At 37.0% G+C, this 25,908-nt stretch carries 23 protein-coding genes and 3 pseudogenes; 8 read left to right on the top strand and 18 right to left on the bottom strand.

Annotated features, from left to right (window positions below):
• Nucleotides 1-1,017: 1,017 nt before the first annotated feature.
• Nucleotides 1,018-1,710: a hypothetical protein gene (locus KZC02_RS30260; protein ID WP_221392071.1), complete on the bottom strand. Its 693-nt coding sequence runs from the start codon at nt 1,708-1,710 to the stop codon at nt 1,018-1,020.
• 177 nt (nt 1,711-1,887) lie between these two features.
• Between KZC02_RS30260 and KZC02_RS30255 the strand changes: the two genes are divergently transcribed.
• Both KZC02_RS30255 and KZC02_RS30250 read left to right on the top strand, forming a co-directional pair.
• Nucleotides 1,888-2,643, top strand: a complete 756-nt coding sequence (locus KZC02_RS30255) for a plasmid pRiA4b ORF-3 family protein (RefSeq protein ID WP_221392070.1) — start codon at nt 1,888-1,890, stop codon at nt 2,641-2,643.
• Nucleotides 2,644-2,787: 144 nt separating this feature from the next.
• Nucleotides 2,788-3,964 (top strand): annotated as a pseudogene (locus tag KZC02_RS30250) (IS3 family transposase).
• A gap of 136 nt (nt 3,965-4,100) precedes the next feature.
• On the opposite strand, the pseudogene KZC02_RS30245 reads toward KZC02_RS30250, so the two are convergent.
• From KZC02_RS30245 to KZC02_RS30210, 8 genes and pseudogenes are all read right to left on the bottom strand, one after another.
• Nucleotides 4,101-5,344, bottom strand: a pseudogene (locus KZC02_RS30245) (IS256 family transposase).
• A 203-nt stretch (nt 5,345-5,547) separates the two neighbouring features.
• A complete protein-coding gene (locus tag KZC02_RS30240) occupies nt 5,548-6,084 on the bottom strand; it encodes a hypothetical protein (RefSeq protein WP_221392069.1) in 537 nt (178 codons plus the stop codon).
• A 12-nt stretch (nt 6,085-6,096) separates the two neighbouring features.
• On the bottom strand, nt 6,097-6,738 hold the full coding sequence (locus KZC02_RS30235) for a hypothetical protein (protein WP_221392068.1): 642 nt from the start codon (nt 6,736-6,738) through the stop codon (nt 6,097-6,099).
• A complete protein-coding gene (locus KZC02_RS30230; protein ID WP_221392067.1) occupies nt 6,707-6,991 on the bottom strand; it encodes a hypothetical protein in 285 nt (94 codons plus the stop codon). Before KZC02_RS30230 ends, KZC02_RS30235 begins: the two co-directional genes overlap by 32 nt.
• Nucleotides 6,970-7,287 (bottom strand): hypothetical protein, encoded by a 318-nt coding sequence (locus tag KZC02_RS30225; protein WP_221392066.1) that lies wholly within the window; start codon nt 7,285-7,287, stop codon nt 6,970-6,972. Before KZC02_RS30225 ends, KZC02_RS30230 begins: the two co-directional genes overlap by 22 nt.
• Before the next feature lie 718 nt (nt 7,288-8,005).
• The gene (locus KZC02_RS30220; RefSeq protein WP_221392065.1) at nt 8,006-9,079 is read right to left on the bottom strand and encodes an MBL fold metallo-hydrolase; all 1,074 of its coding nucleotides are present in this window, start codon (nt 9,077-9,079) and stop codon (nt 8,006-8,008) included.
• A complete protein-coding gene (locus tag KZC02_RS30215; protein WP_221392064.1) occupies nt 9,080-10,180 on the bottom strand; it encodes a hypothetical protein in 1,101 nt (366 codons plus the stop codon). It abuts the gene before it with no gap.
• 59 nt (nt 10,181-10,239) lie between these two features.
• On the bottom strand, nt 10,240-11,523 hold the full coding sequence (locus tag KZC02_RS30210; protein ID WP_221392063.1) for a hypothetical protein: 1,284 nt from the start codon (nt 11,521-11,523) through the stop codon (nt 10,240-10,242).
• 99 nt (nt 11,524-11,622) lie between these two features.
• Between KZC02_RS30210 and KZC02_RS30205 the strand changes: the two genes are divergently transcribed.
• Nucleotides 11,623-11,910: a transposase gene (locus tag KZC02_RS30205; protein ID WP_221392062.1), complete on the top strand. Its 288-nt coding sequence runs from the start codon at nt 11,623-11,625 to the stop codon at nt 11,908-11,910.
• Nucleotides 11,907-12,797 carry an IS3 family transposase gene (locus KZC02_RS30200; protein WP_221395240.1) on the top strand — a complete coding sequence of 297 codons (891 nt, stop codon included), beginning with the start codon at nt 11,907-11,909 and terminating at the stop codon, nt 12,795-12,797. The genes KZC02_RS30205 and KZC02_RS30200 overlap by 4 nt, the downstream gene beginning before the upstream one ends.
• Nucleotides 12,798-13,138: 341 nt before the next feature.
• On the opposite strand, the gene KZC02_RS30195 is transcribed toward KZC02_RS30200, so the two are convergent.
• From KZC02_RS30195 to KZC02_RS30175, 5 genes are read right to left on the bottom strand one after another with little or no spacing between them, the layout of a single operon-like run.
• The gene (locus KZC02_RS30195; protein ID WP_221392061.1) at nt 13,139-14,263 is read right to left on the bottom strand and encodes an ATP-binding protein; all 1,125 of its coding nucleotides are present in this window, start codon (nt 14,261-14,263) and stop codon (nt 13,139-13,141) included.
• A complete protein-coding gene (gene tnpC / locus KZC02_RS30190) occupies nt 14,260-15,792 on the bottom strand; it encodes an IS66 family transposase (RefSeq protein WP_221391984.1) in 1,533 nt (510 codons plus the stop codon). The genes KZC02_RS30195 and tnpC overlap by 4 nt, the downstream gene beginning before the upstream one ends.
• Nucleotides 15,793-15,831: 39 nt before the next feature.
• Complete coding sequence (gene tnpB, locus KZC02_RS30185) at nt 15,832-16,215, bottom strand: IS66 family insertion sequence element accessory protein TnpB (protein ID WP_255637110.1); 384 nt, start codon at nt 16,213-16,215, stop codon at nt 15,832-15,834.
• 1 nt (nt 16,216) lies between these two features.
• Entirely contained in the window at nt 16,217-16,525 is a 309-nt protein-coding gene (gene tnpA / locus KZC02_RS30180; RefSeq protein WP_221391982.1) for an IS66 family insertion sequence element accessory protein TnpA, read from the bottom strand.
• A gap of 43 nt (nt 16,526-16,568) precedes the next feature.
• Entirely contained in the window at nt 16,569-17,552 is a 984-nt protein-coding gene (locus tag KZC02_RS30175; protein WP_221392060.1) for a hypothetical protein, read from the bottom strand.
• A gap of 308 nt (nt 17,553-17,860) precedes the next feature.
• On the opposite strand from KZC02_RS30175, the gene KZC02_RS30170 reads away from it, so the two are divergent.
• On the top strand, nt 17,861-18,322 hold the full coding sequence (locus KZC02_RS30170) for a hypothetical protein (protein WP_221392059.1): 462 nt from the start codon (nt 17,861-17,863) through the stop codon (nt 18,320-18,322).
• A 324-nt stretch (nt 18,323-18,646) separates the two neighbouring features.
• On the opposite strand, the gene KZC02_RS30165 is transcribed toward KZC02_RS30170, so the two are convergent.
• Nucleotides 18,647-19,420: a hypothetical protein gene (locus KZC02_RS30165; RefSeq protein WP_221392058.1), complete on the bottom strand. Its 774-nt coding sequence runs from the start codon at nt 19,418-19,420 to the stop codon at nt 18,647-18,649.
• A 181-nt stretch (nt 19,421-19,601) separates the two neighbouring features.
• On the opposite strand from KZC02_RS30165, the gene KZC02_RS30160 reads away from it, so the two are divergent.
• A protein-coding gene (locus KZC02_RS30160; RefSeq protein ID WP_221391970.1) for an IS3 family transposase occupies nt 19,602-20,779 on the top strand; the annotation gives its coding sequence in 2 pieces (ribosomal slippage) (nt 19,602-19,872 and nt 19,872-20,779; 1,179 coding nt in all).
• Here the strand turns inward: KZC02_RS30160 and KZC02_RS30155 are convergent.
• On the bottom strand, nt 20,776-21,708 hold the full coding sequence (locus tag KZC02_RS30155) for a hypothetical protein (protein ID WP_221392057.1): 933 nt from the start codon (nt 21,706-21,708) through the stop codon (nt 20,776-20,778). The two genes, KZC02_RS30160 and KZC02_RS30155, sit on opposite strands and share 4 nt — an antisense overlap.
• On the bottom strand, nt 21,705-22,634 hold the full coding sequence (locus KZC02_RS30150) for an NACHT domain-containing NTPase (protein WP_221392056.1): 930 nt from the start codon (nt 22,632-22,634) through the stop codon (nt 21,705-21,707). Before KZC02_RS30150 ends, KZC02_RS30155 begins: the two co-directional genes overlap by 4 nt.
• A 114-nt stretch (nt 22,635-22,748) precedes the next feature.
• Between KZC02_RS30150 and KZC02_RS30145 the strand changes: the two are divergent.
• A pseudogene (locus KZC02_RS30145) lies at nt 22,749-24,136 on the top strand (IS3 family transposase).
• Nucleotides 24,137-24,189: 53 nt separating this feature from the next.
• Nucleotides 24,190-24,927: an IS3 family transposase gene (locus tag KZC02_RS30140; protein WP_221395239.1), complete on the top strand. Its 738-nt coding sequence runs from the start codon at nt 24,190-24,192 to the stop codon at nt 24,925-24,927.
• A gap of 56 nt (nt 24,928-24,983) precedes the next feature.
• Here the strand turns inward: KZC02_RS30140 and KZC02_RS30135 are convergent, their stop codons facing one another.
• A complete protein-coding gene (locus KZC02_RS30135; RefSeq protein WP_221395238.1) occupies nt 24,984-25,769 on the bottom strand; it encodes an IS982 family transposase in 786 nt (261 codons plus the stop codon).
• Nucleotides 25,770-25,908: the final 139 nt, after the last annotated feature.

The following is a 25,908-nucleotide window of genomic DNA, read 5'->3' as shown; positions in this document are numbered from 1 at the left end:
ATTATAATTATTGGTTGTAATCGGTTTAAAACAATACTAATGATGAATAATACTATTACCCAAAATAGGACTGCATTTATCACAATTGACTCTACATATCGAACAACGTATAGTGACAAAAGAACAGTTGCATTGACATACATACTAGTAATAATCCATCTATGATAAAAGTATTTCATTCTCCTTGAATTAAAATGCAATTAGAAATAGTGATATTTGGCTGTATATTTATGCTTCCCAAAAATATGCAACAATAAATGTGACAAATTTTCAATTCTTTTGTCGAAAAAATTGATTAAGACTTTTAATATATTATAAATTAATTTATTCAATAATTTAAAGGTTTCAGACCAACAATTTATCAAATGGTACGTTTTTATATTTAGAAGTTAGGGTGACCCGTCCTAGCATCGAATGATTGTGCGGGTACCATTGAATACCAATGACAACAGGAATAGCGTGAATTTTACTTTTTTACATATCTTGTTACAGCTTCAGAGATAAGCTTATCAACCTATATTGGTACACATAAGTCCTTCTTAAAATCTAGGCTAGAATGGATTATGCCTCTCAAAGAGGCACTTGTTGAATTCACTGGTGATCTCTTCCTAAGAATCCCGTATAGAAAAATCTTGATTCATCCATCCATTCCCTGAAGCTTAGTTTATGTCTTTAAACAATCAAAATGATGGGAAAACCAACCGCAGTCTTGCCAATTTCAATCTGCACGCCGCTGGGATTGATCGCACCGGCAACCCGGATTGGCTCCCGAAATCACTGGGTCGCCGTAGACTGTAGGCTTCCCTTTCTTAGTGCAGTGATTTGTTGGACTTTATGTAATTTAATTAAATTTCTTTTCCCGCTTTGAGTTCGCTTTCCAATATATTCCTCTTTTGATTTGGAGTCATCCTGTTCAGTGATCTATGCATGTGGTTATTGTTGTAATCGGAGTGCATCAAAAAGTGTGGGAGAGGTTCATACAGAAAATTCAATGCGGTTAATAAATAGCAAGTCCTACTATTTTTTTCGAGATTGGATATACAAAAACCCATAAGAGACATCTTGCCACCTGTTCCCAAGATCTCCACCTACGATTGCAGAGAACTTTTGTTGATTGCCGACTTGATCTACATCTATCTCTATGAACTGGTTGGGAGCTATTGGAAATTTGTTTATTAACTGGTCAGTTGCATCATAAAATCTAAAAAAAACTCGACATTGGGAAGGAGCCGCTTTTGCACTAATGTATGACTCCCATTCTGCCATTTTCTGATATAGTTCTAATTTAAATCCATGGAATTGAACATCTGCATTAGCGGGGCTCAATGGTGCACCAAATTCCATATAATTTGACCCATTTTTAGTTCGTCTGTTATATATGTCGATTCTTATGTTTGTTACGGGAGACCACACCGGTGGTCTTGCACCTCCTAATATCCCTGCTCTTTCACATGCGGAATAACAACTTTCACAACCATCACTACAAACACCATTACCAGTGGAGCACACATATTTCGTGCAAGTAGCCTTAACGATAGTCCCACTTGGTTCACATTTGCAATCTACGGTGTAGGTTCTGTCTTTTACACAGATGCAGTCATCAATTTGATTTACGGTTGCTACAATACGGCTTCCATCGATATTAACCTTGGACGACTGTAAACCTATACTGAGCACAATGAGGAATACAAACATATATAGTTGTTTCATAACTGCTAAGTTTTAGGATACAGGCGACCTTACGCCTACTTAAATGAAAGATATAAAAAAATTAATCACCTAAAAAACAACTTATTAAGTGGTAAATCTCTATTCATCAAAGGTGTGTGGCAATCGATTCTTTCATAACTTGAGAAGGATTTTAACCCTTGGCGGCCCCACATTCTCATGAAAGCAAAAAATGTAGTCCAGTCGGCAGCCGTTGACCCCAGAAGTGCAGCGGTTCGTCGCACGATTTATCTTTTGAAGGTACATATTCTGAATATTTCGCCGATGATCTACCGACGCTTTATTATTGACGGCAATACAAATATTACAGAGCTGCATCATCTGATACAGATAATGATGGGCTGGGAAAACCAGCATTTACACGTTTTTCATATTTGGGGAGTGAATTATGGAATTGCCTATGAAGGAGGTACCTACTATCGTGATGACCCCAGTGAGATTCTTATCGAAGATTTAGGTTTGAGGGCTCGAGATAAATTTTCCTATGTTTATGATTTTGGCGACTACTGGAAACACGAAATTCGTATTGAGAAGGTTGAGAATGCCAGGCCGGGGTATCGCCACCCGATTTGTACAGCCGGGCGAAGAGCTTGCCCTCCGGAAGATGTCGGTGGCCCGTATGCCTATCAGGATGCTTTGATCAGTCAGTTCAGCTGGATCCAGAAAACCTTATCAAACGTCTTCGATAGTATTGAGAACGGAGAAGTTCCGGACCTTGATCTGGATAGTGCCCCCTGGTGGTATCTCAAACACCACAGTGAAGTGTTCGACAAGAAAAAAATGAACCAGGCCTTGGGCAAACTGTATCAAAAAAGGGTGATGGTAAATTCTGGAGAACCCTGGGCGGTTACGATGCTTATTTTGATGTTTAAGGATAGCACTTTCTGTATCAATAAAATCTACTGTTTAATTTGAGTATAGTTTGTAATTTCGTGTGATGGATAAGGGAGTGATTTCTATAAGGGTATTAAAGGATGAACGGTTCGTCGTTGCTACAGGATGGACTTGCTACCTTTAAGCGGACACTGAGTTAAGGGAAACTTTTATAACTTAACACTTATGTCTGGAGAAAGAAGAGTATTTGACAAGGAGTTCAAACTAATGAGTGTTGAACTAAGCAACAGCCGCACAGACCTTAGTGCATTGGCAAAAGAATTAGATGTTCCGCCGGCAATGCTATACCGCTGGCGCAGAGAACTTTCTGCGAAACAAAATGGCAGCTTCCCTGGCAACGGAAAGGTGATTTTGAGCGAAACGGAACAGGAATTGGCCCGGCTAAGGAAAGAACTTCGTGACACACAACTTGAACGAGATATCTTAAAAAAGGCTGTCGGCATTTTCTCCAGGAGCGATGGCAAATATTCCGGTTCATAAAGGATTACCGGAAAATATTTCCCATTGAGAAAATGTGCATGGTTTTTAAGGTAAGCAGAAGCAGGTTTTATACTTGGTTGAGCAGTGAATTATCAAATGCAGCCATTGAAAACCAGGCTCTTACTGAAAAAATCAGGGTTATTCATAGTAAAAGTAAACAAACATACGGAAGCCCCAGGGTCACTCGGGAGTTGATTAAGCAGGATGTAAAAGTGTCTCGTCCGAGGGTTGCCAGACTGATGAAAAAAGCAAAAATAAGAAGCATTGTTAAGAAAAATTCCGCATCACAACGGATTCTGAGCATAAATATCCGGTTGTGGAAAATAAGCTTAACAGGCAATTCAAAGTGGATAAAATAGCCACTGCGTGGGTATCTGATATAACGTATATTAAGACGACACAAGGCTGGCTATATCTCACCATGATACTGGATTTAGCTGATAGGAAAATAGTAGGATGGGCACTTAGCTCAACCATGAAAGCCATTGATACTGTGATACCTGCATGGAAAATGGCTTGTAAAAATAGAAGTATTACAAGTGAATTAATTTTCCACTCGGATCGGGGAATTCAATATGCTTGCAATGAATTTAAAAGCTTGCTGGATAAAAACCCCCTTGTTATTAGAAGCATGAGTCGAAAGGGAAATTGCTGGGATAATGCGGTTGCAGAGAGCTTTTTTAAGACTTTAAAAGCAGAATGTGTTTACCAAAATACCTTTATCAATAAGCAGCAGGCGGCAGTAATTGTATTCGAGTATATTGAAACCTGGTATAATAAAAAAAGGATTCATTCTGCTCTAGGATATGTCTCACCGAAAGAATTTGAAGAACTTTTAAACAAACAGAAAATTGCGGCTTAACCATTTGTCCGCTTAACTATTGCAATTCCAGGACTAACAATAGCAGATAGAAGACATATGACTTGTAGCTCAGCCCCAAAGCCTGCGGGGTGTGGGAGTGTACACTGAACTGTGTCAGGATTTGATTTTGGAAGATTCAGCCGCCAAGGAAAAATTCACGGTCAGCCTGTAATCGATCACCAAATTTAATGTACAATTGTGACATCGTCAAGCCCCAATTATGAATTGACATGGTCCACTTTTTAGAAAGATCTCTGACAACAAGATATACCAATTTTAGCAGCGCCTGATCGGACGTAAAAGCCCCTTTTGTCTTCGTAATTTTTCTAATTTGACGGTGCATTCCTTCAATTGCATTGGTCGTATAAATAACCTTCCTTATTTCAGCAGTGTATTCAAAAAATGTAGACAGATTCACCCAATTATCCATCCAGGATTTTACTGCCAAAGGATATTTCTTTCCCCATTTGTCATCGAATTCAAGTAATTTTTCATAGGCTTGTTCCTGGTTAACTGCTTTGTAGATAGGTTTCAAATCAGCAACAACAGCTTTTTTGTCTTTTTCTGGGACATAACGCATACTAGTGCGGATCTGGTGGATTATACACAATTGAATTTTAGTTTTGGGAAATACTGATTCAATCGCCTGGGGAAAGCCTTTTAGACCATCTATGCAAGCGATAAGAATATCTTCAACACCGCGTTGTTTTAAATCTGTAAGAACAGATAGCCAAAATTTAGCGCCCTCGTTTTCAGATAGATAAATCCCAATTAAATCTTTTTTCCTTCACGGGTTATTCCCAGTATGTTATAAATTGCCCTTGACTCAACAGTGCCGTTATCGCGTACTTTATAATGCATGCAGTCCAGAAAAACGAAGGGGTAAACGGCTTCTAATGGCCTGTTACGCCATTCATTCATCAGCGGAATTATCTTATCAGTGATATGAGAAATTTCGGTAGCAGAAATTTCCATCGCATACATTTCCTTTACATATTCGGAAATATTGCGTGTACTCATGCCACGAGCATACATTGCAATCACCTTATCTTCAAGCTCTTCGCTGATAATCAATTGGCGCTTAGGCAGGATTTTAGGTTCAAAAGTACCCTGGCGGTCACGACTGCTTTCGATCTCTAAATGACCTGATTGAAGACTTCGGACAGTTTTCTTTGTTTTACCATTTTTGCGGTTGCTCTCACCCGCAGCTTTGCTTTCTTCCAGGTGGTTGTTCAGCTCACCTTCTAGCATCGATTCCAGAAGATGTTTTAAAATCGGGGCGAATACTCCATCGGTACCACCCATCTTTTTGCCGTCGTAGAGACCTTGCATTGCTTCTTCTTTGAAGCGTTCGAAATTGAAGGATTCGTTTGTCTTCATAGTGTCTATAAATTAAACTAATTTACTTATTTTTCCCCTTAAGCAAATTAAGAGGTGACACAGTTCAGTTTACAATCTCCGGGGTGTTTCAAAAATAGCTGAGAAGTTGAGCAGCTAAATATTCTTTTTATCTTTTAATATTTTGGATATAAGGTTTAGTAAGTTATTCTCTATTATTCTAAGGGAACTAAAATAAGAAATATCTAGTCTGTTGTTAACCATTTATAAGTTGGAACAGCAAACTTTTCTTCCCAGATATAGCCTGCAATTGGAGCTAGTACTGGTCCTGCAATTGGTAAACTTCCAACCAAAATTGTTAGAAGTAATGATGAACTAGTCTTAAATAGCATATCAGTATCTCCACCTGCTTGGTAATTTTTATAAATGAAAGATTCAAGCTTAATTTGATCAGTAATTGGTTTAGTTAAGCTGAAATATTTATCAATTCCATATAAATTAGCATTAATATTTATTCCTAACTCCACTCCAGACTTTATGATACCTGCTGTCGCACCATAAACTTGATATAAAGATTTAGTAAACCCTGAACTGTTAGTTTCTAAACTTTTAAGGTTTTCTGATAAAACTTTTGAATTCTTTTTTAGTTGATTTCTCGATGAGCCATTATCCAAAAATCTATCTTTACCTATACTTCCATGATAATCGCTAAACCTTGCCCCTGCTTGATCCCGTGAACCAGAGCGTAATTCGAGCTTAAATTCCATTCTTAATTCATGCATTTTGTTGATTATTTAGTTGATTCCAACGACATGCAACTCAATAAGTATATCTTCTGCATCTTCAATCTTATCTGAGGCACTAGGTAATTGCTCAATATTAATCTCAAAAAAAGTATCTTCAGAACAAATTGGGCTAGCATTATTAAAAATGACACCTCCACAAATCTCTACCTCTCTATTAGATTGAATATTTTCAACTCTTCCAATCAAACATACAGGTAATTTGCTTTGATCAATAAGTTTCCTGTTATTTTCAAAAATATAAATTCCTGTCTTTGGAAAATGTACAGATAGTGAAAAGGGAGATTTTGGAAATGTTATTGGCCCAACAACACTTGCAGAAATACTTCTAAACCTAACGCGTTCCAACTTAAAATCTGATGGAATTGTTTTAAATATAATCTTCTTACTCTTAATAGATGTTTGCCAATCTATATCGCTGGTACCATTTCTAAGGGAAATTATATGAATCTCGTGATGATCTCTAAGCTGTTCTGCAAGAACAAAATCAATAGCATCTCTTATCCACAAAGCTAGGGTAACTGGGCTGTTTATTTTATCAAATGAACCCTTCTCATTATAACCAAAGATCTCTTCAAGGCTTTTAACAGTAACTTTTAATCTAATAACTTGCAGATTTATAATTTTTATCAATACGTTCAGTAAATTCTTTCATTTGCGTCGAAATATCCGCTAATACTGTCGTCCGCATCTTTGCCAAAACATCATCTCTTCGATCTAAAAGTTTTTCAGATCTCTCCTTTTCATCTTGGCTAATGTCATTGTTCAGTTCACTAATTAACTTTTCTCTATCACGTGCATTGCTCTCGACTTCCTTTTCTGCCAACTTTTGTCCAAAGCCATCATCACCAGGATGTTGTTGTGTTAATTTACTAGCTGAGTCCACGGAATCTTGATAACGTATATCTGAAGTTTTAAAAAGTCAACCCGATGTTGAGTAATATCGTGATTCTTTCGAAATAATTGACTTAACTGCTTTCTATCCAACTTCAACTTTTCCGACTCATCATCCAAACTGATGTTTAGTTGATTAAATGCCATCTCTATCGATTTAAGCTCTTTATATTCAGAGAGACATTTATCAGCTAATTCAGCAGCTTGATTAAGAAGATGTTCTATTTGCCAATTATGAAATAAAAAACCCTCATCTTGGATTTCTTCTGGAGTTAAAAAGTCCTTCATATAACAATAAAAGTTATCGGTGTGATAAAATCATTTTCAAAATGAAAAATTAATCAGAATTAAAATTCCCTATTTTCAATAGTATATGTTAACTATAATTCGGAATTGAAACTTCCATATATTTTCAATCCTTCATATAAATTGAAAACTTGTAAATAAAAATCAAAATATTGCTGCAATCCAAATCATTAATTAAATAGGTAAATTAAGTTTAAAATAAAAAATATTTTTCACTTTAATATAATATCTAAATGAAAAATTTATTAAGCGGTTTAGAATATGTAAACCAGTAAATAATTTAAGAATAATTATTCAATTTCAAATTAAAGTTAAATTTAGCTCCCGGGCCATAGCCAAACATTGAGTGCAATGATTTAGGTTAACATTATTCCGTCCTGTTATTACCTTACAGTTCGTATAAGTTGCTGAAATTAATTGACAATTTATATTTACCTACCTAAGGTCTCCTTAAATATAAATAAGAGGCATCAACTTAGACATATATACGCAATATTCATCATAATGATTGTTATACAACAAAATATTATTTGGGTGATCCAGCTTAAAAACTGTAAGGTTATATCAGTGTAATACACTTACTTTTTTGCTGAATCTATTAATGGCTGGCATATATTGACTATTATAGTATTAGTAGAAAAGATTTCTAATGAATTTACAGAAGGACATGTAATTTCAAAGCCCTAACTATAGAAACTAATTAAAATATAAGTGCTATTCTGTCAGAAGATAAATAAATGATATTAAAATTTAACTTTTCGTATATTTCACTTCCATCGACTTCAAAAATGGATTTCAGAACAGAGTCGTCGTGGGTAAAGTAAAACGTGTATTTCTGATCTGTGCTACGATATTTATTTAGTAAAATTCGTACCATGCATTGTTTAGTCGGCAACCCGTGAATGTTTTTACCATCCACACTCATTACATAATTGGAGCACTTGATACAATCATATAATTCATCACTGCTGTTCCCTGCGCTACCGTGGTGTGAAACTTTTACAATATCACAAACCAATTGATTATCTGATGAGTAGCCCATCCTGTGAAGCTTATCCACCACAGTGGAAGGATGAGAATCTGCAAGCCATAAAATTGTTTTACCTTGGAGCTCAGTAAGTAAGGCAATACTACTACCATTCTCAATATTAAAATCCTCTTGAAAATTATGGAGATCAAAATCCTCAAATGCCTCAAAATAATCACGTGCTACCGGAGAACTTGCTGTACTTATCAATTCACGTTCATACTTTTCAAGCGGAACACTAATAATTTTGTATTTACTATATAAAGAATTCAATTTCGTCATATTTGGAGATAGAATAGTTATTTTCAAATCTTCTATTTCCAAAACGTCTAAATCGTTTGTAATTTCTTTTTCTGTTAACTTATCTAATGATTTAAGATATGATGTTAACAAATCTCCTTGATTGATACTTTTCGCCTCACTCACGGAATCCTCTACTAACAATCTTTCTAACTTTCTGGGTGCATTGAACATCCAATTATCGACAATATCAATTGCTTTCCCTGCTTTTATTGCATTAATAAATCTATAAATCCCTCCAATATGGTCATCATGAATATGAGAAATTATCCATAGGTCGATACTTTCTCCTCTATTTTTTATTGCTTTAATTTCATCTCCTAGCAAATTCCTAAAAGTACGGTCGTAGCCAGAGTCAATAAAGATGTGACGATTTTTTCCATCTTGATCTACATAGCTAATTCTTGCAGCATCACCGCATCCTGCTTTATAAAAATATGTATTCATCTACCACTCGTTTACCTCGAAATTTCCTACAATCTTTCCATCCTGTAAGTAATACACTCCACTTAGTGATTTTCTGTAATCAATTTTATCCTTATCCTTGCTGAAAAAGTTCTTTTCTCCTAAGAGAGTCCAAACAATTTCAAGATTCGTTGCTTTTAAAAATTCCATTAATGAATCCTTCTGAATTAAACAACCTGTCTTCCTGTCGCTAAAGGCAATTGTTTTACCAGAAGAATTCTTAAAATATCCGTCGACTTCCAAATAGGTCAAATCAAGGCCCTCGAATATTTTTTTGCACGGCATTGAATACAAGTGGTGAGCTCCAGAATAGTCACGGCTTAGCTCTCCTACGCCGGATTCAGTAGCTACCATAACGTTTAGATTTGAATTTCGCAATTTATGCCAAGCTGGCATAGCTTTTTGCGCCTGTTTACTTATTGGTGACCAGTAGTTTTCCCTTGCCAATAATTGTGTGTGAGAACGCTCTTCCGGCAACCAACCGCCAAAAAAGTCCTTTCCTGTTAGCCACTTTAATGTCTCAGAAAATTTATTCTTAGGAACAAGAAATGCTTGGAAAGAATACCATATCTCCTTTCGACCAATGCTATACCGATCAACTCCTACTGGTTTTGGTTCCTGCCAAGTATTTGAAAGATTAAGATAAAACCATTCTGTTAACATCTCGTCTTTTCGATTGATAGCTTTAACTGGATCAGGTAGATCATAAGAAGAGTTACCCCAATCCGAAGGTGACCGGTTCCAATATTCATATTTGTCCATATTCCACCAATGTGAAGTTTCTTTAACAATACCAAAATCATCTTGGCTATCGCTATTCTCTTCACTCTTTGTGGTAAAAGATGGATCGATGTCTCGCAACCTTAATTCCCAAGGACCAACATAAAACTTACCTTTGATATCTCTTGACCAACTTTCTCTAATTTTATAATTATCTGTGAGCAAGGATAACATTTGATGTAATGCTATCCATTGGTATTTTTTTCCAATTCTCTCCAATTTGTTTTCAAAGCGACCTTCATAATAGTGTCTTGATGAATCATACTGACCATGAATTTTAGAATCATATCCTAATTCAAACACTCGTTCGACAATCCAGGATTTAATGCCATCAGCATTTAAAATTAAATCTTCCCCTTGTTTTAATTCAAATTCCGTTCTCCAAAATGGCAGGATCTCTTTGTCAAAAAAAGGCGCTGTTCCTCAGTTAAGATGCTTCTTAATTTCTCTTCAAAATACTTGAAATAGTAATCCATTGATGCCCAGAATTCAGAAACTTGATTTGATTTGAATCCATCATAAACTCTCTTTCGTTCTTTATCTGGTTTCACATGATATTCAAAAAATTGCTTAACCTTAATAAGTAGCGATTTCCCCCCTCTTAGCAAACCGGATTTGAACCTTTCTAATTCAGCATTGAATGAAAATTTCAACGGAATAAAATTAGATAATTTGGAAGAAATGGTATATCTTGAAAAGTCTCCTTCAAGCACGGAATGCAGAATTTGATTAGATGTATCACTGTATGTTTGTCTATAATCAGGATCATTATGATTCTTTTCATATTTAAGTTCTACCTCATCACTTGTTGGAAATATAATTGGTAATTTACTCTGGTAGGGCGGACGAATCAGGATAACATTAACGTCCAGTTGCACTCCACGAAAAAGTGCATATTCAATAGTGTTGCGTGCGTAGTCTCTAAGCAAAATATGCTCTGGCGGATTTCCATCCTTAAATACCTTATCATATACAGACTGTGCAACTTGTGACAAATTCTCCATTGATGTACGCAACGCACAGCCATACACTACTGCATACAATCTTTCTTGTATGTAAAAATCATCATTATCACAAAATGTAGTTATTAGCTTAAGCAATGCATCTACCTGATGTTGAAGAAGATTTACAAGGGCCTTTGTGACCTGGTCCCGTAGTTCACGATTAGTGGAAGATAATAACCAGCAAAGCGTTTGACCACAAAGCCTTGCTGATTCTGAATCCGTGAGTTTCGAAATGCCATCCTGCCAAGCCCAGTCAATTAATCTTGTTATTGGTTGTGCGACTCCGTTGTCATCATATCCGCTATACCCACGCATGTGTGATTGAAAAAATCCGTCTCTTTCAGCCATTGTCACACGCGACAGAATGCGGAACAAACGATCGCTATTAAACGGGTGATTTTTAATGCCGGTTAGTTCAAAAAGGTAAAACAACCATTGGTCATGGTTCAAGTTAAATTTGCCTGACTTATTCAGCCATATGTTAAGTTTTTCATTATTAAAACTTTCTATACTCCTCCATTTAAAGCCCTCGATTAGCCAATAGTTTAATTGATTATCGTAATTACCGTCCAAGGTGTCAACCTCAGCAAAAACCCAGTCATAGGCCTCTACTATTTCAATATTGAATCGTTCCGGAAGCAAGACAGCGAAACATTCAAATATTCCTCTGTTTCGCCACTGCCATTCATCATGAGACTGTCTAATAAAACCGCACACTAAATTCTCTTAATTTTGTGTGCAATGGAAAAGAAAACGGCCAGCCGAAAACGTCGTAAATACGATGAAAATTACAAGCAGGAGATTTTAAAGATGATCAATTCTGGCCGCAGTGTGCCTGAAGTTGCTCGGACGATGGGATTAGGCGAGAACCTGGTGTACAGGTGGAAAGCTGAATCAAGAACCCAGGAAAATCCTGAGGAAAAGTCTGTAAACTCTGAATTAGATCAACTTCGCAAACAAATTCGGCAACTTGAGACAGAGAGGGATATTTTAAAAAAAGCGCTCGTTATTTTTGGCCGGGGGACATAACAAAATCCTACGAAGTAATCGAAGCATTGTCGTCTGAGTACCCAATTCGAGTGCTTTGTTCTGTTCTGAACATTGGCTTTGGGGTGTTTTATGCTTGGAAACGATCAGAAACATACGTGCTCAGAAATGCAAAAAAGGATTTAGCAGAGCAGGTAAAAGTGGTCTTTGATGAGCATCGCTGCCGTTACGGAGCCATAAGAATAAGTAAAGAATTGCAATCCAGAGGTCTGAAAATTGGACGACATCAAACACAGACGTTGATGAGAATACAAAATTTAAAGGCCATTCAGCCCAAGAGCTTTGTTCCAAAAACGACCGACTCAAACCATAATTTCGGACGCAATGCCAATTTATTACTTGATAGAGCACCGCCAATACAGCCCAACGAAGTATTTGTAGGCGATATTACTTATATCCCTTTGGCAGATGGATCCTTTCTTTATCTTGCTACCTGGCTAGATATGTTTAGCAGAGTGATTGTTGGCTGGGATTTGGATGCCAACATGCGTAGTTCCTTGGTTATAAATGCTTTGACGAAATCAATTGATAGACGAAATCTGAAAAGTGGATTAATTATACATACAGACGGAGGTGGACAGTATGCATCAGAAGATTTTAGAAAGTTGATAAAAAAGCATAAGTTCTGCCAAAGTATGACGAGAAAGAATAACCATTATGACAACGCAATGGGCGAAAGTCTGTTTAGTAGATTTAAAGCGGAATTGATACAAAAAGGAACGTTTCTCAATTTTGATGACGCATACACTGAGATTTTTGAGTACATCGAAATATACTACAACCGGAAACGGAGACATTCAGGTATCAATTATGAAATACCGACCGAATTCGAAGAGAAATTTCGAAGACAATCAAATAAATCACCCTAAATTTGAGTTAGACAAAAAATCTACACGGCTTCCTAACGCAAGGGGCAGATATTCAAATGTTTGTCCTTCGTTTCGAAGAAATTTTGAAACTCTTATACAATTAACCGTGCGGCAAAATTAGCACACCTCATCAAACAATTTGCCTAAAACGTTAGCTCTCTGGCATGCATGCTTCACTTCGTTAGTATTTCTATATGGTGCCAAAAGTTTTTCAGCCATAAAATAGTCGCCAAGCCTTTCATATGCGAAATAGATTACTTCTTCATTTTTATTTGTCTTGTAGTTTTCTATAATTTGCCTAATAAAAACTCCTTCTTCGATTAGATCAGATAATAAGTTGTCTAGCTTATTAAACCGTTGCTCAAAAGAGCTACCGCCTCTTCCAAAGGCAGGAATTTCCGAAATTCTTGTTTGTAAGAAGCATTGGAAAACTCCTCCAAAACTTTATCAAAAAGTGTAAGTCGAAGTTTGTATTCATCGCGCTTTTGTGAAAGTTTGATGGTTATGGCTTTCTTATATAATGAAAAAATTTCACTTATGCCGTGATAACCCTGTGGAAAGGACTTATTTTCGGACACTGCAATACCCTGACATATTAAGTTTAGAAACAGTGGATTGCTATACTCCGGTAGTAAGAGCGGAAAATTGGGTTGGCTTATTCCATAATACTTGCAAAAAGCTTGTAAAGCAAAATATTCATTACCTCGAAATCCCTCATGAGTTACCTTAACTATAGTAGGATCTTGGCGTATGTCAATCGGAATTATCTCATTCAAATATGTATTGCGAATACTGATGACAAGAGCAACATGCTTATATTGTTTTACATCAAAAATGAATCCAGCTAAGCTTTCCCGCCATAATTCTCTTCCTGGACCTTCATTGATCGCATCAATTGCAATGACAACGCGTTGCTTTATTTGTTGGCCTATTTGGTTTAACGTATCTAGAAATTCGCTAGAAGTGCAGGACAAGTCAAGAAGGGCTAGTATGTTCTCCCATATTGATTTTTCTCGTTTAAAATTTTGGCCAAGTAATAAAATGAACGGCTGCCCATGATCCCTTGTGCGATTTAAGGCGATATCTCCCAGAAGATGTGATTTACCGGCTCCAGCCTCACCAGTTAAAAGCAAAACCGGATTATTACTTAACTCTATATTTATTTCTCCAAGTTTAAAAATTAAAGTTTGATTGTTTTCACATATCTCTCGAAGCCAATGAATTTCATTCTGTAAGGGAGTTGAGTATTTATATGACTCAGTTTTACCACTGTCAGCTTTTAGAATATGTTCTTCCTCTGTGTAAAGCTCCGTTTGTCTTTCATGAGCTTTGTTATTAAAATCTGAAACTTGTTTGAAAAGACAGCTTGTTTCAATAGTTCCGGCAGGACTCCAATCTATATGATTAAACAGTATCCGTCCGACGAACCCACATTGTGTAGATTGGCTTTTTGACAGGTAGATCAACCTGTCTGATTTCTGTACTCAATCCAGTTATTTGGAAGCAACTGGTAGAGATCCTTTTGTTTGTGTGACTGGATTCTTTCGAAGACATCTTTGAGCCACTCCTGTTCATCAACACCATTCCTTTTGCATGTTGCCATAAAGGAATACATAGCTGCTGTCATTTCAGCTGCCTGGTGGGAACCAGCGAACAAAAATGATTTTCGTCCAATTGCAAGGGGCCTGATTACGTTCTCCGCAAGATTATTATCGATCTCAATTTGCCCATGCAATGCATACGCACTCAGTCCTTCCCAGCGGGGTAAGGTGTAGGCTATGGCTTGACCGAGAGGACTTTTGGGGATTACCAGCGGAAGCTGCTCTGTCATCCACTCCTTTAATTCCAAAAGAACCGGAACCGATTTTTTCTGCCTTAATTTGGTTCTCTCCTCCCAATCCACCCCTTCTTCTCGCATCTGCTTTTCGAGGACATAAAGTAGCTGCATGCGTTCGAGTACATAGGTAGCTTTCTGTTCGTCGTATTTAAGAGCGTCAACAAATTTACGGCGGGCATGGGCCATGCAGTAGACCAGCAGGATATCTGGATGGCTACCAAAGAGCTTTTCATAGACGGCGTACCCATCAACCTGAAGGATACCCGCATACCCTTCCAGCATCTGCCTGGGCCCACTTTGATCGCGGCCTTTCCGATAGTCAAACAGCGTCAGTTTGTCGCAAGGGGCATTATATATCCACATGAAGCCTTGATGGATCCCATTTTTGTGATCTCTATCAAGCACTTTGAGAGGTGTTTCGTCGGCTTGTAAATACTTTTGATTGAGAACGAGCAGTTTTAAAAGCTCCCATAAAGGAGCGAGATGCTGCCAGCCTTTCATGATCCAATCAGAGGCGGTGGAAGCTGGAACATTCACTCCCAATCTTCTGTATTTATCGATTTGACGGTGAAGTGGAAGACCAAATACATATTTATCAACAACCATTTGGGCAATGACCGCTTCGGAAGGAATGCCCTTATCGATCACACGGTCTGGAAGTGATGCGGTTATGATGCCCTCACCATTTGCACGGGCATATTTGTAACGGATGTAACGCTTCACAAAAAATTCAGCAGGAATAAGGTCCAATACCTCAGTGACCTCTTCTCCGATTATAATACAGCCGGTAACGTCTTCGGTAGGTTCAATGATGATGATCTCACGGCGCAGGTTCTCAGGAAGCAGCATTCTCCCCGTTCCTTTTTCACGCTTTTTGGCAGGAGTTTTTTCCTTTACAACGTCAGCGACTTGCTGTGAAAGTTCCTCTTGTTGCTGCTGGTCCGTTCCCAGTTCAAAGAGATCAATCTGGTTTGCATCCGTGTGGACACTGGCCAGTTTTTCATTCTTTTTGCCGAATATATACCGCTTGTATTTATCAAGCTCAAAGTTCAGAGCCTGGATCTGCTCATCCTTTTCCGATATTAATTCCAGCGACTTTTTATGTGCAGCAATTGCCTGCTGATAAAGTAATTTATAGTCCGTCGCCGTGTCTTCCATAACTCGAAGATACGGCTTAAAACAAGCCTATACAAGTTATTAAGGCACTTTTGGCGCTAATTTTCCTTCTTGTTTTGTGACCTGATTTGTCTGCTGATAACGTTTTCTGAGGCGGACGGAATCCAGCATTACACCCTGTAAAAGAAGTGTCAATTGATGGCTGGTGATGGCTATATTTTCTGACTGTGGCCATTCAAAAGTGCCCTGTTCTAGCTTTTTGATATACATCGCAAACCCGTCCCGATCCCACTGCAAGAGCCGGATTTGATTAAGTCGTTTACCTAAGAAAACGAAAATGTCTCCGCTCGCCGGATCAAAGCCCAATTCATTCCGGACCAGGCCAGCCAAACTGTATATAACATAGCGCATGTCTGTTGGGCTCCGGTATAGGAAGTACCGGCAACTATTAGATAAGGCTAACATGTTAAAGAATGAGCTTCCTGATAAATGATGCGTCCAAAGAATCGAATAGCTCTATCCGTACTCCGGATGGAAAAGTGATTGCTGCCAGCGCCTGTTGGTCTTGCGTAATTAATTCTGGTTGCGGAACTGATATCTGACTGAACCCACGGGGCGGTGACATGGTGGCCACATTCTTGTGGCGGAATTTCTTAACCCAGTAATTGAATTTATGGTATCCTATACCATTCTGATTGCAAAAAGCCTGTTTGCTTATCCCTTGCGTCTGCCACTGATCGTACAGCTCACGCATTCTTTCTGTCTCATTTTTCATGAAACAAGATTACGAACTATGCGAATCTGTTAAAATATGGGTATCACCGGACGGATACATTAAACCAGCTCAACACGTATTGCCGTAACGTATCGTATGTCTCAACTATTTCATTTACATATGAGCTACCACGGGCTCCAAATCTATCCGCTGTGAGATAAGTATCGACCACCTGGGTGATTTTCAACTTGAAATAGGAATCTTTTGCAAGATCATTAAATTGCCGCGCAATTGGAAGTTGGAAATTAAGATACTCGCTGAATCTAGGGCCTAGATTTCTAACTGCTTGACTGGCCGTTTTTTGAAAATAATCTAGCGTCAAACCATGACCACCAAAGGAATTTATTGGTAAGGTGGGCAAAAAGTTTTCCCTAAGTAAGTCATTGAAAGTAACAATATATTGTCCGTAAATTATTTTTCCTGCATCTAAAAACCTCGTAAATATTCCGAAAAGGTAAATATTATTTTCTTCAACCAAGAATATGCCACTTCCGGAATAACCATCCACTTCAAACCTGGCAGACTCCGCTGAGCTAAAGTCCTGCGTCAAAAGGAGTTGAAATCTATTATCTATGGCTAAATGCTGAGACCAAACTGGTTTTATCAATATGAGCTCCTTACCATTTGCTGCACTTGGAAACCCTTTGCAAGCAAAGTTGTTAATGCTATGTCTGTCTTGAACAACTTGTATTAATGGCAGTAATCCAGTAATTTCTTCAACAGTTGATCTATCAAAAATCAGAACAGCCACATCTTGTTGAATTATTGGAGATACTAAATTAAAGTTAAGCGTATGCTGAATCGCAACGTATCTTGCTTCTTGTGGGTTGTAGAAAAGCACCTCAACAAATTCTAAAGGCTTTGTAAACTGATCACTATCACTGTATAAGCAGTGAGCTGCCGTGAAAATATATACCTTTTCTTGGAAAGTGCTTTGACAGCAGATGACCCCACTTCCTATTGTCTGCCCTAAGTTTTGAATACGAACTGTCAATCGGGTCAAAAGTTGATCGTTTTTTAGGAGCATTATAAAGAGATTTATTTCGGTATTAAAAATAATTGGTACCAAAAAAGACTCTATTTGAAGCACTCCAAAAAGTTGCAAAATGAGCGAATTTCAGCAACAGACTAATACAAGCATGTCAATCAACAGTCGAAAGGAGATATGACAATAACAATAAGCCTGAAAATAGTAAAATTTTGTCTTTAATCCTTGAAGTAAAAATTTTGCACCGACGAAACAAATAAAATCGCATTCTAATATTCACTCGCAACTTTGATTTGCTAATATGCACAGGTGATTATATATTGTCACAAACTTATCCCTCCAACAAAATGCCCTATTTAACTACTAAGACCAAAACAAACCCTGGATTAAAACCAACAATTATTGGCATAGCAATAATGCTCGTTGTAATTGGATTTGTTTATTTATTAAACAAAGAGAAGTCCAACTCCAGTCCTGAATATTATAAAAGCTTGGTTACAGCAGAGAATCACGAAATTGATTCGCCAGAGAAATTTATCAAATCGGACGGCACTTACCGAAAAACGTTGTTTGCCAATAAGTATCGTATTCAAGGTTCGTTTATAAGCAGTGCTGTATCGGCAATTTATAAAGATGTAGTTTTTGAAGTGTACTTCTTCAGTAAGACAAAAACCCAGTTGGGAAGTAGTCGATTTACAGTTTATGAGATTTTGCCACCAGGATCACTTAAACATTTTGACGTTAGGGTAATAGCTCCAAAAGGTACTCAGGAGTTAAGCTGGAGCGTTGTGGATGCTGCGAAAAATTAATTTTTTTACCAATCAAATGCAGTTACTAATTACAATTAATATTTAAATTGTCACACATAGCACAACTTTATTTTAACCTGATTTGGCATAAGAATGGATTAAGAATTTTACAATAGCCTATCAAAAACTATATGCCATCTTATAATATAACCCTATTTTGGTGTGAATCCATTCTGCAATAAATCCTACCAAAACCAATTATCTAATTACAGAAGATTCCTTATAGCCGTAAAAACAAGAATAATTAAATCTTTAAACTTCATTAAAATTTAATCTTTCTCAATTATGATCATTACTAGATGGAGACTAACCTAAGTATAGTACTTACTTTTTAATACTCCTTGTTTTTTTATCTGGATGCAATTCTTTCTGAGAACAAAATATTAGCCTGTTCGCTCTATGAAAATTAATAATCCGTAAATTCAAAACTTGTCCAATAGTCACAAAATCCTTAATATCTTTTATATACATATACGAAATCTCACGAATTGGCAGTATAAATTGAAGATCGTCACTTTCTCCATTTATCAAAATAACCTTACTTCTTTCTATTACGTAAACTTGCAGTTTGACTATTTGGCCTATATAAAACTGATCGAAAAAGTAGTTCCAGAAAAGCTTTCTAAACAATTCAGTTTTTTCAATTACGATTCGGGACTCGGATACCTTTTGCCCAAGATCCGTTATTCTAAATTGTATAATGGAGTCAATTTTATAATTATGCTTGTAGTCTTTTTTAACTGTTACGGCTTCGTTACTTGCCGAAAAGCGAATTGTATAGTTCCCTTTATTATAAGTGGTAACAATTCCTAAAAAAGAATTTTTTAACACATTTGAATCTTCAAAAGAAAATTGTTTAAAATCTCTTAAAACGATATCCTTCAATACTCTGGAAAGAGCAGAATGAGTCTGGCAAATACTGGCGAGATACTCGAGCGTCCTGTTACGGAATTTTACTGGGAAGTGATCAAGAATAATTCTACGTGCTAAGGCAAAGCTTTGAGGTTCAATCTTTCCTATTAATAATTTAAATAATAATTGATAACTATATTTTCCCGCTAAGTTATATTGGAATACTAACTTATATGCTAGTTCCATTCTTTGAAATTTAGGATCGGCAATGAGTGCGTCTATCAGAGACTCAATGCCAATTCTATGAGCTAAGCCATAGTCTTCGATAACTTTTAATGCAAATTCTACCGACGATTTATTACCAATATTGGACTTGCTACCTTTAAGCGGACACTGAGTTAAGGGAAACTTTTATAACTTAACACTTATGTCTGGAGAAAGAAGAGTATTTGACAAGGAGTTCAAACTAATGAGTGTTGAACTAAGCAACAGCCGCACAGACCTTAGTGCATTGGCAAAAGAATTAGATGTTCCGCCGGCAATGCTATACCGCTGGCGCAGAGAACTTTCTGCGAAACAAAATGGCAGCTTCCCTGGCAACGGAAAGGTGATTTTGAGCGAAACGGAACAGGAATTGGCCCGGCTAAGGAAAGAACTTCGTGACACACAACTTGAACGAGATATCTTAAAAAAGGCTGTCGGCATTTTCTCCAGGAGCGATGGCAAATATTCCGGTTCATAAAGGATTACCGGAAAATATTTCCCATTGAGAAAATGTGCATGGTTTTTAAGGTAAGCAGAAGCAGGTTTTATACTTGGTTGAGCAGTGAATTATCAAATGCAGCCATTGAAAACCAGGCTCTTACTGAAAAAATCAGGGTTATTCATAGTAAAAGTAAACAAACATACGGAAGCCCCAGGGTCACTCGGGAGTTGATTAAGCAGGATGTAAAAGTGTCTCGTCCGAGGGTTGCCAGACTGATGAAAAAAGCAAAAATAAGAAGCATTGTTAAGAAAAAATTCCGCATCACAACGGATTCTGAGCATAAATATCCGGTTGTGGAAAATAAACTTAACAGGCAATTCAAAGTGGATAAAATAGCCACTGCGTGGGTATCTGATATAACGTATATTAAGACGACACAAGGCTGGCTATATCTCACCATGATACTGGATTTAGCTGATAGGAAAATAGTAGGATGGGCACTTAGCTCAACCATGAAAGCCATTGATACTGTGATACCTGCATGGAAAATGGCTTGTAAAAATAGAAGTATTACAAGTGAATTAATTTTCCACTCGGATCGGGGAATTCAATATGCTTGCAATGAATTTAAAAGCTTGCTGGATAAAAACCCCCTTGTTATTAGAAGCATGAGTCGAAAGGGAAATTGCTGGGATAATGCGGTTGCAGAGAGCTTTTTTAAGACTTTAAAAGCAGAATGTGTTTACCAAAATACCTTTATCAATAAGCAGCAGGCGGCAGTAATTGTATTCGAGTATATTGAAACCTGGTATAATAAAAAAAGGATTCATTCTGCTCTAGGATATGTCTCACCGAAAGAATTTGAAGAACTTTTAAACAAACAGAAAATTGCGGCTTAACCATTTGTCCGCTTAACTATTGCAATTCCAATATCTATATTCACAAGGCAAATTTTAACAGCTAAATCCTCAGACAAATATGAAGCATTTCCAAAGGTTAACGAAAGAGATTTTATTAGTGGATTTAAACTCTTTGATAAACAAATACTAATATATTCATCATCAAGATTTATTTTTAGTTTTGCAAATATGTTAAGCAATTGGCTAATCAATTGCTTATGACCATTGTTTTTAATATAATTAGGCAGATACTCTACGATGCTCTCTGAGACTTGAACACTCGTTAATGAAATAAGTCGCTCCGCAAATTTGAGTTGCTTATGTTTTAGAAATTCGTGGAAAATCACATTGGGGTCATCAATTTGGGACTTAAGTTGAAACAAACAAACAACCTTTGCAAATAATAGATTTTTATCGGTTTTCAATCTTCCAGCAATTTCTATGGCTTTCTGTAAAGAATAGTTCGAAAAGAAAATCTTTTGATCCAGCACCATATCTAAAGCCTTACCCAGTAACTCTACATTAGTTTGAGAAAGGACATTTAAAAATGATATAATTTGTAGTTCATTTCCATTCTTTATGTAATTTGCAACTACTTGGTTATGGCTATAACTATCTGATCCTACTGGAATTGATTGGAAAATTTTTGAAATTTCGTCAAATTGGTTCAACTCCGCCAATGCCAAAAGTCCATTTGCAGATGATTTTGCTTTCTCGAATTTAACTGCTTCCACCACAGCAATTCTTGTTAAATATTCATCGAGAAACGGATCATCGGTAAAAAATGTAGCCCTACATTCACATGCCAGTAAAACATCTTTATCAGCCAAATTTTTTAAAAATTCATTTCTATCAGGCTCATCTAGAAGACCAGTATACAGTCTAACGGTTTCCGCCCAATGCCTTTGCAAATAATATTCGCTTTTCATTTGATAACCGCTGATTCTCTAAACATTTCTTCTGATGCGTAATATTCCTGATATAATTCATGAATGAAACTGTACTTATTCTCATCATTAACTATAATGTTTAAGTCCATGGCATAATCAAGAAATTCGTAAGCATTTATCTTAAATCTTGAACCTTCAATCCTTCGTTCTATAATAGCCTCTAGCTCTTCCATTCTCCATCCAACGTTTGAGCCATTAATATTTCGGGTTTTATACCCCACAAAACAGAGCAATCTGTGAATAATTCTAAAATCTATGTCTGATGTAATTTTTTTGGTTTCACGGTCATATAAATTTTGAATAAATCGTTTTATAATTAGCGTCTTATTGGCTGGAATAATACCTTTATTGTTTAACACGACATTTATTAACATTTTAAGTAGCAGGGGAACTCTGACAATTTTACCCAGCCTAATATTTGCTGTTACTTCATTAAAAATTAAGGCACGCGTTGGCACATGACTACAATTCTTCAAGAGAAATTCTTTCACCTGCTCGTCCTCCATTCTTTGAAGCACAAACACTGGTGTTTCTTTGAACTCGTTGGCATAAGCGAGTGGTCGTGTAGTAACTATAATTGCCAACTTAGGATATTTTGCAATAAGTTTCTGTATTTCAATCCGAATACTTTTACGAATCTCGATAAATACCTCGTTAAGTCCGTCTAAAAAAAGGGTTATCTTGCCCTTTGTAAAATAGTCTAATAATCGTTCTTCCTCTATTCCAACCTTATGGGATGCAACTTCGATTATGGTCTCTGACTTGGAAAATAATTTCAATTCAAGGTATATCGGAATTCTGGTAATGTTATTAGAATTTGTAGATAACAGATCCTTCGCATCGTTGTAAGCCATATATTGCATAGTAGTGCTTTTACCCATTCCTGGCTCACCAAGCACAACCATCGTCTTTTCTTGAATATTTTTCCTAAGATCGTCTGTAAATCGTCAGCAAAAAGTGGACAATTTTAACTAAAAACTAAGAGAGTGTTTTCCCCCTGAGTTCTTAACTTTAATATTATGGGAAACACAAAAAAATCAACTCCGGAAAATTACATTAAAGACATTCGTCTTAAGACCAGACGTATCTTCACCGCAGAACAAAAGATTCTGATTGTGATGGAAGCCCTTCGGGCCGAATTACCCATCGCTGAATTGTGCCGAAAATACAGTATCAACGAATCTCAATTCTACAAATGGATCGGCCCGCCGAAGCGATAATGAATTTCTTGAAGCTGGCAAAAAGCGACTCCAGGGAGACGTAACAAGAGAGGCTACCACAGATGAAGTAGCTGAACTACGCAAAGAAAATACGCGGCTCAAGGAGATGGTCGCCGACCTGGTCCTGAGGTATGATATTGTAAAAAAAGTTTGAACATGCTGGACTAACCCATAAATATAAAAAGTTTATGAGATTATCTGCATCGGAGAAGTACGAAATCATCCAGACTGTGACCCGTTCAGAGCTAGGTGTAAAAAAGACGTTGCAAGAGTTTGGGATAGCCAGAAGCACGTTTTACAAATGGTACAACAGCTATCTTGATCAAGGATACGATGGGCTTTTGGATAAGGAAAAAGCTCCTGGAAGACAATGGAACAGTATACCCCAGCAGCAGAAGGACCTGGTTGTTGAAGTAGCACTTAACAAAGTGGACCTGTCAGCCCGTGAACTAGCCCATTACATCACCGATGAACAACAGATATTTATTTCTGAATCAAGCGTTTATCGTATATTGAAGCAGCGGGGACTGATCACTGCTCCAAGCCATATTTTGATCTCCGCATCAGATGAATTTAAAGACAAAACGTCTTTTGTACATCAAATGTGGCAAACCGATTTTACTTACTTCAAAATTGTGGGCTGGGGATATTATTATCTGAGTACAGTTCTGGACGATTATAGCAGATACATCATTCATTGGGAGCTGTGCAGCAGTATGAAGGCTGATGATGTGAAAAGAACCATTGATCAGGCAGTAAAGAAGGCCAGGATTAAAAGTAAAGCCAAGCCGAAACTGCTCTCTGATAACGGAGCTTGTTACATATCCGGCGAGCTGAGTGACTATCTGAAAAACACGGTTAAAATGCAGCAAGTTCATGGTCGCCCGGCTCATCCTCAGACGCAAGGCAAAATCGAGCGATACCACAGAACGATGAAATAATGTGGCCGCCATGGAATGGTCAAGCTCAACAATTTCTATCATCCGGATGAGCTGCGGGAGGCACTAAGTGAATTTGTCGATCGCTATAACAACCAGCGTTATCATGAGTCCCTGAATAATCTCACACCCGCAGATGTCTATTTTGGAAGAGGTGATGCGATCTTAAAAAGAAGAGAGGAAATTAAAAAACAAACTTTGAAACAAAGAAAAAATCAGTATTTAAATCAAAAATTAATAGTTTTATAAAGCGGAAAATACTCTCTAAGCATTTGTCCAAGTTGGTTTGAAGACATACAGTTATTCACAGTAAAAGTAAACAAACTTACGGAAGCCCTAGAATCACTCGCGAACTGATAAAATTGGATGTAAAAGTGTCCCGTCCAAGGGTTGCCAGGCTGATGAAGAAAGCTAAAATAAGAAGTATTGTTAAGAGAAAATTTCGTGTTACAACGGATTCTGAGCACAAATATCCAGTTGTTGAAAATAAGCTAAACAGAGAATTTAAGGTAGAAAAAATAGCCACCGCCTGGGTATCAGACATCACGTACATAAAGACGACCCAAGGCTGGTTATATCTCACTATTATATTGGATTTAGCTGACAGGAGAATAATTGGATGGTCATTAAGTTCAACTATGAAAGCTGTTGATACAGTGATACCTGCATGGAAAATGGCTCAGAAAAATCGGAGTATTACAACCAAATTAATTTTCCATTCTGACCGTGGCATTCAATATGCCTGCAACGAATTTAAAAGTTTATTGGACAGAAATCCTCTTGTTACCAGAAGTATGACGGGGGCGCCCGGCGACAGGAAAGGAAACTGCTGGGATAATGCAGTTGCAGAAAGCTTTTTTAAGACATTGAAAGTAGAATGTGTTTATCAAAACAAGTTTATAAATAAGCAGCAGGCCGCCATAGTTGTATTTGAGTATATTGAGATATGGTACAACAAAACCAGACAACATTCTGCCTTAGGATATGTGTCACCAAAAGAATTTGAAGAACTTTTAAATATGCAGAAAATTGCGGCTTAACTTTTTGTCCTCATTATTGTTGCAATTCCAATATTAAACTAACCCGTTGGGTGTAATTAAGTGATTTGAATTTTGATGTTATTTGTGCTTCTATTCAGCACATATTTATTTATATATTGAATCGAAGTTAAAGCAGTAATTTTTGCAAGAATTCTTGTTCTAAAACCATCAAAACTTTTGGCGTAATTTCTTTTGATCATAAACTGATCACATAATTGGGAAAAAAGCGTTTCAATTCTTTTTCTGGTTCTTCTAAAAACATATGCCTGCTTTTTGTATTTTTTCTGATTACTTCTCATTGGCGTTTCCGAGCGAATATTAACTGATTCAAACAAGTCTACTTGCTGTTGATTTGATATGTATCCACGATCACCAAGTAGCACTGCATCAGATAATTGCGATTTAACATCTTTTAAATATGCTATGTCATGAACATTGGCTTTGGTAATGTCAATTGAGCTAAAAACGCCCGACATTGTACATACGGCGTGCAGTTTATATCCATAGAACCAAGTATTTTGAGATGCGCAAAACCCCTTCTCAGGAGCAGTTTCAAAATTTTCTTTACAGATTTTAACTCTTCTATGTCTTGCTATTTTGCAAATTTCCAATGGCATTGAATCAATTATAAAGCAATCCTCAAATTCGATAAAATTATGGCTTAAACCCTTTCGTAATCGCTCAGTAAACTCCAATAATTTTCGGCGGCGTTTGTTAAATTGGCTTCTTTCCAAAAGATTTTCAATCGAATCCAAAGGAATCAATTGAAAAAGCAGATTTTCGCTATCGATTGACATATATTCAGCTGTCAAACTTAGTGCAACTACTTGCAAGTCAGTCATTTTTGGCTTCCTTCCTGCTTTGCGTTCAGTTAAAGTAATGTTCAAAGACTCAATAGTTTCAAGAATTCTATGATAATTTTTTACTATTTTTGACATGCATATTGGTGTTTGTTTGGCGACTTTAATGTACTGAAATCCA

The organism is Dyadobacter sp. NIV53 (assembly GCF_019711195.1).
Taxonomy (GTDB): Bacteria; Bacteroidota; Bacteroidia; order Cytophagales; family Spirosomataceae; genus Dyadobacter.
The sequence above is the reverse complement of the archived record's forward strand: the minus strand, read 5'-3'. Positions and strand labels throughout refer to the sequence as shown.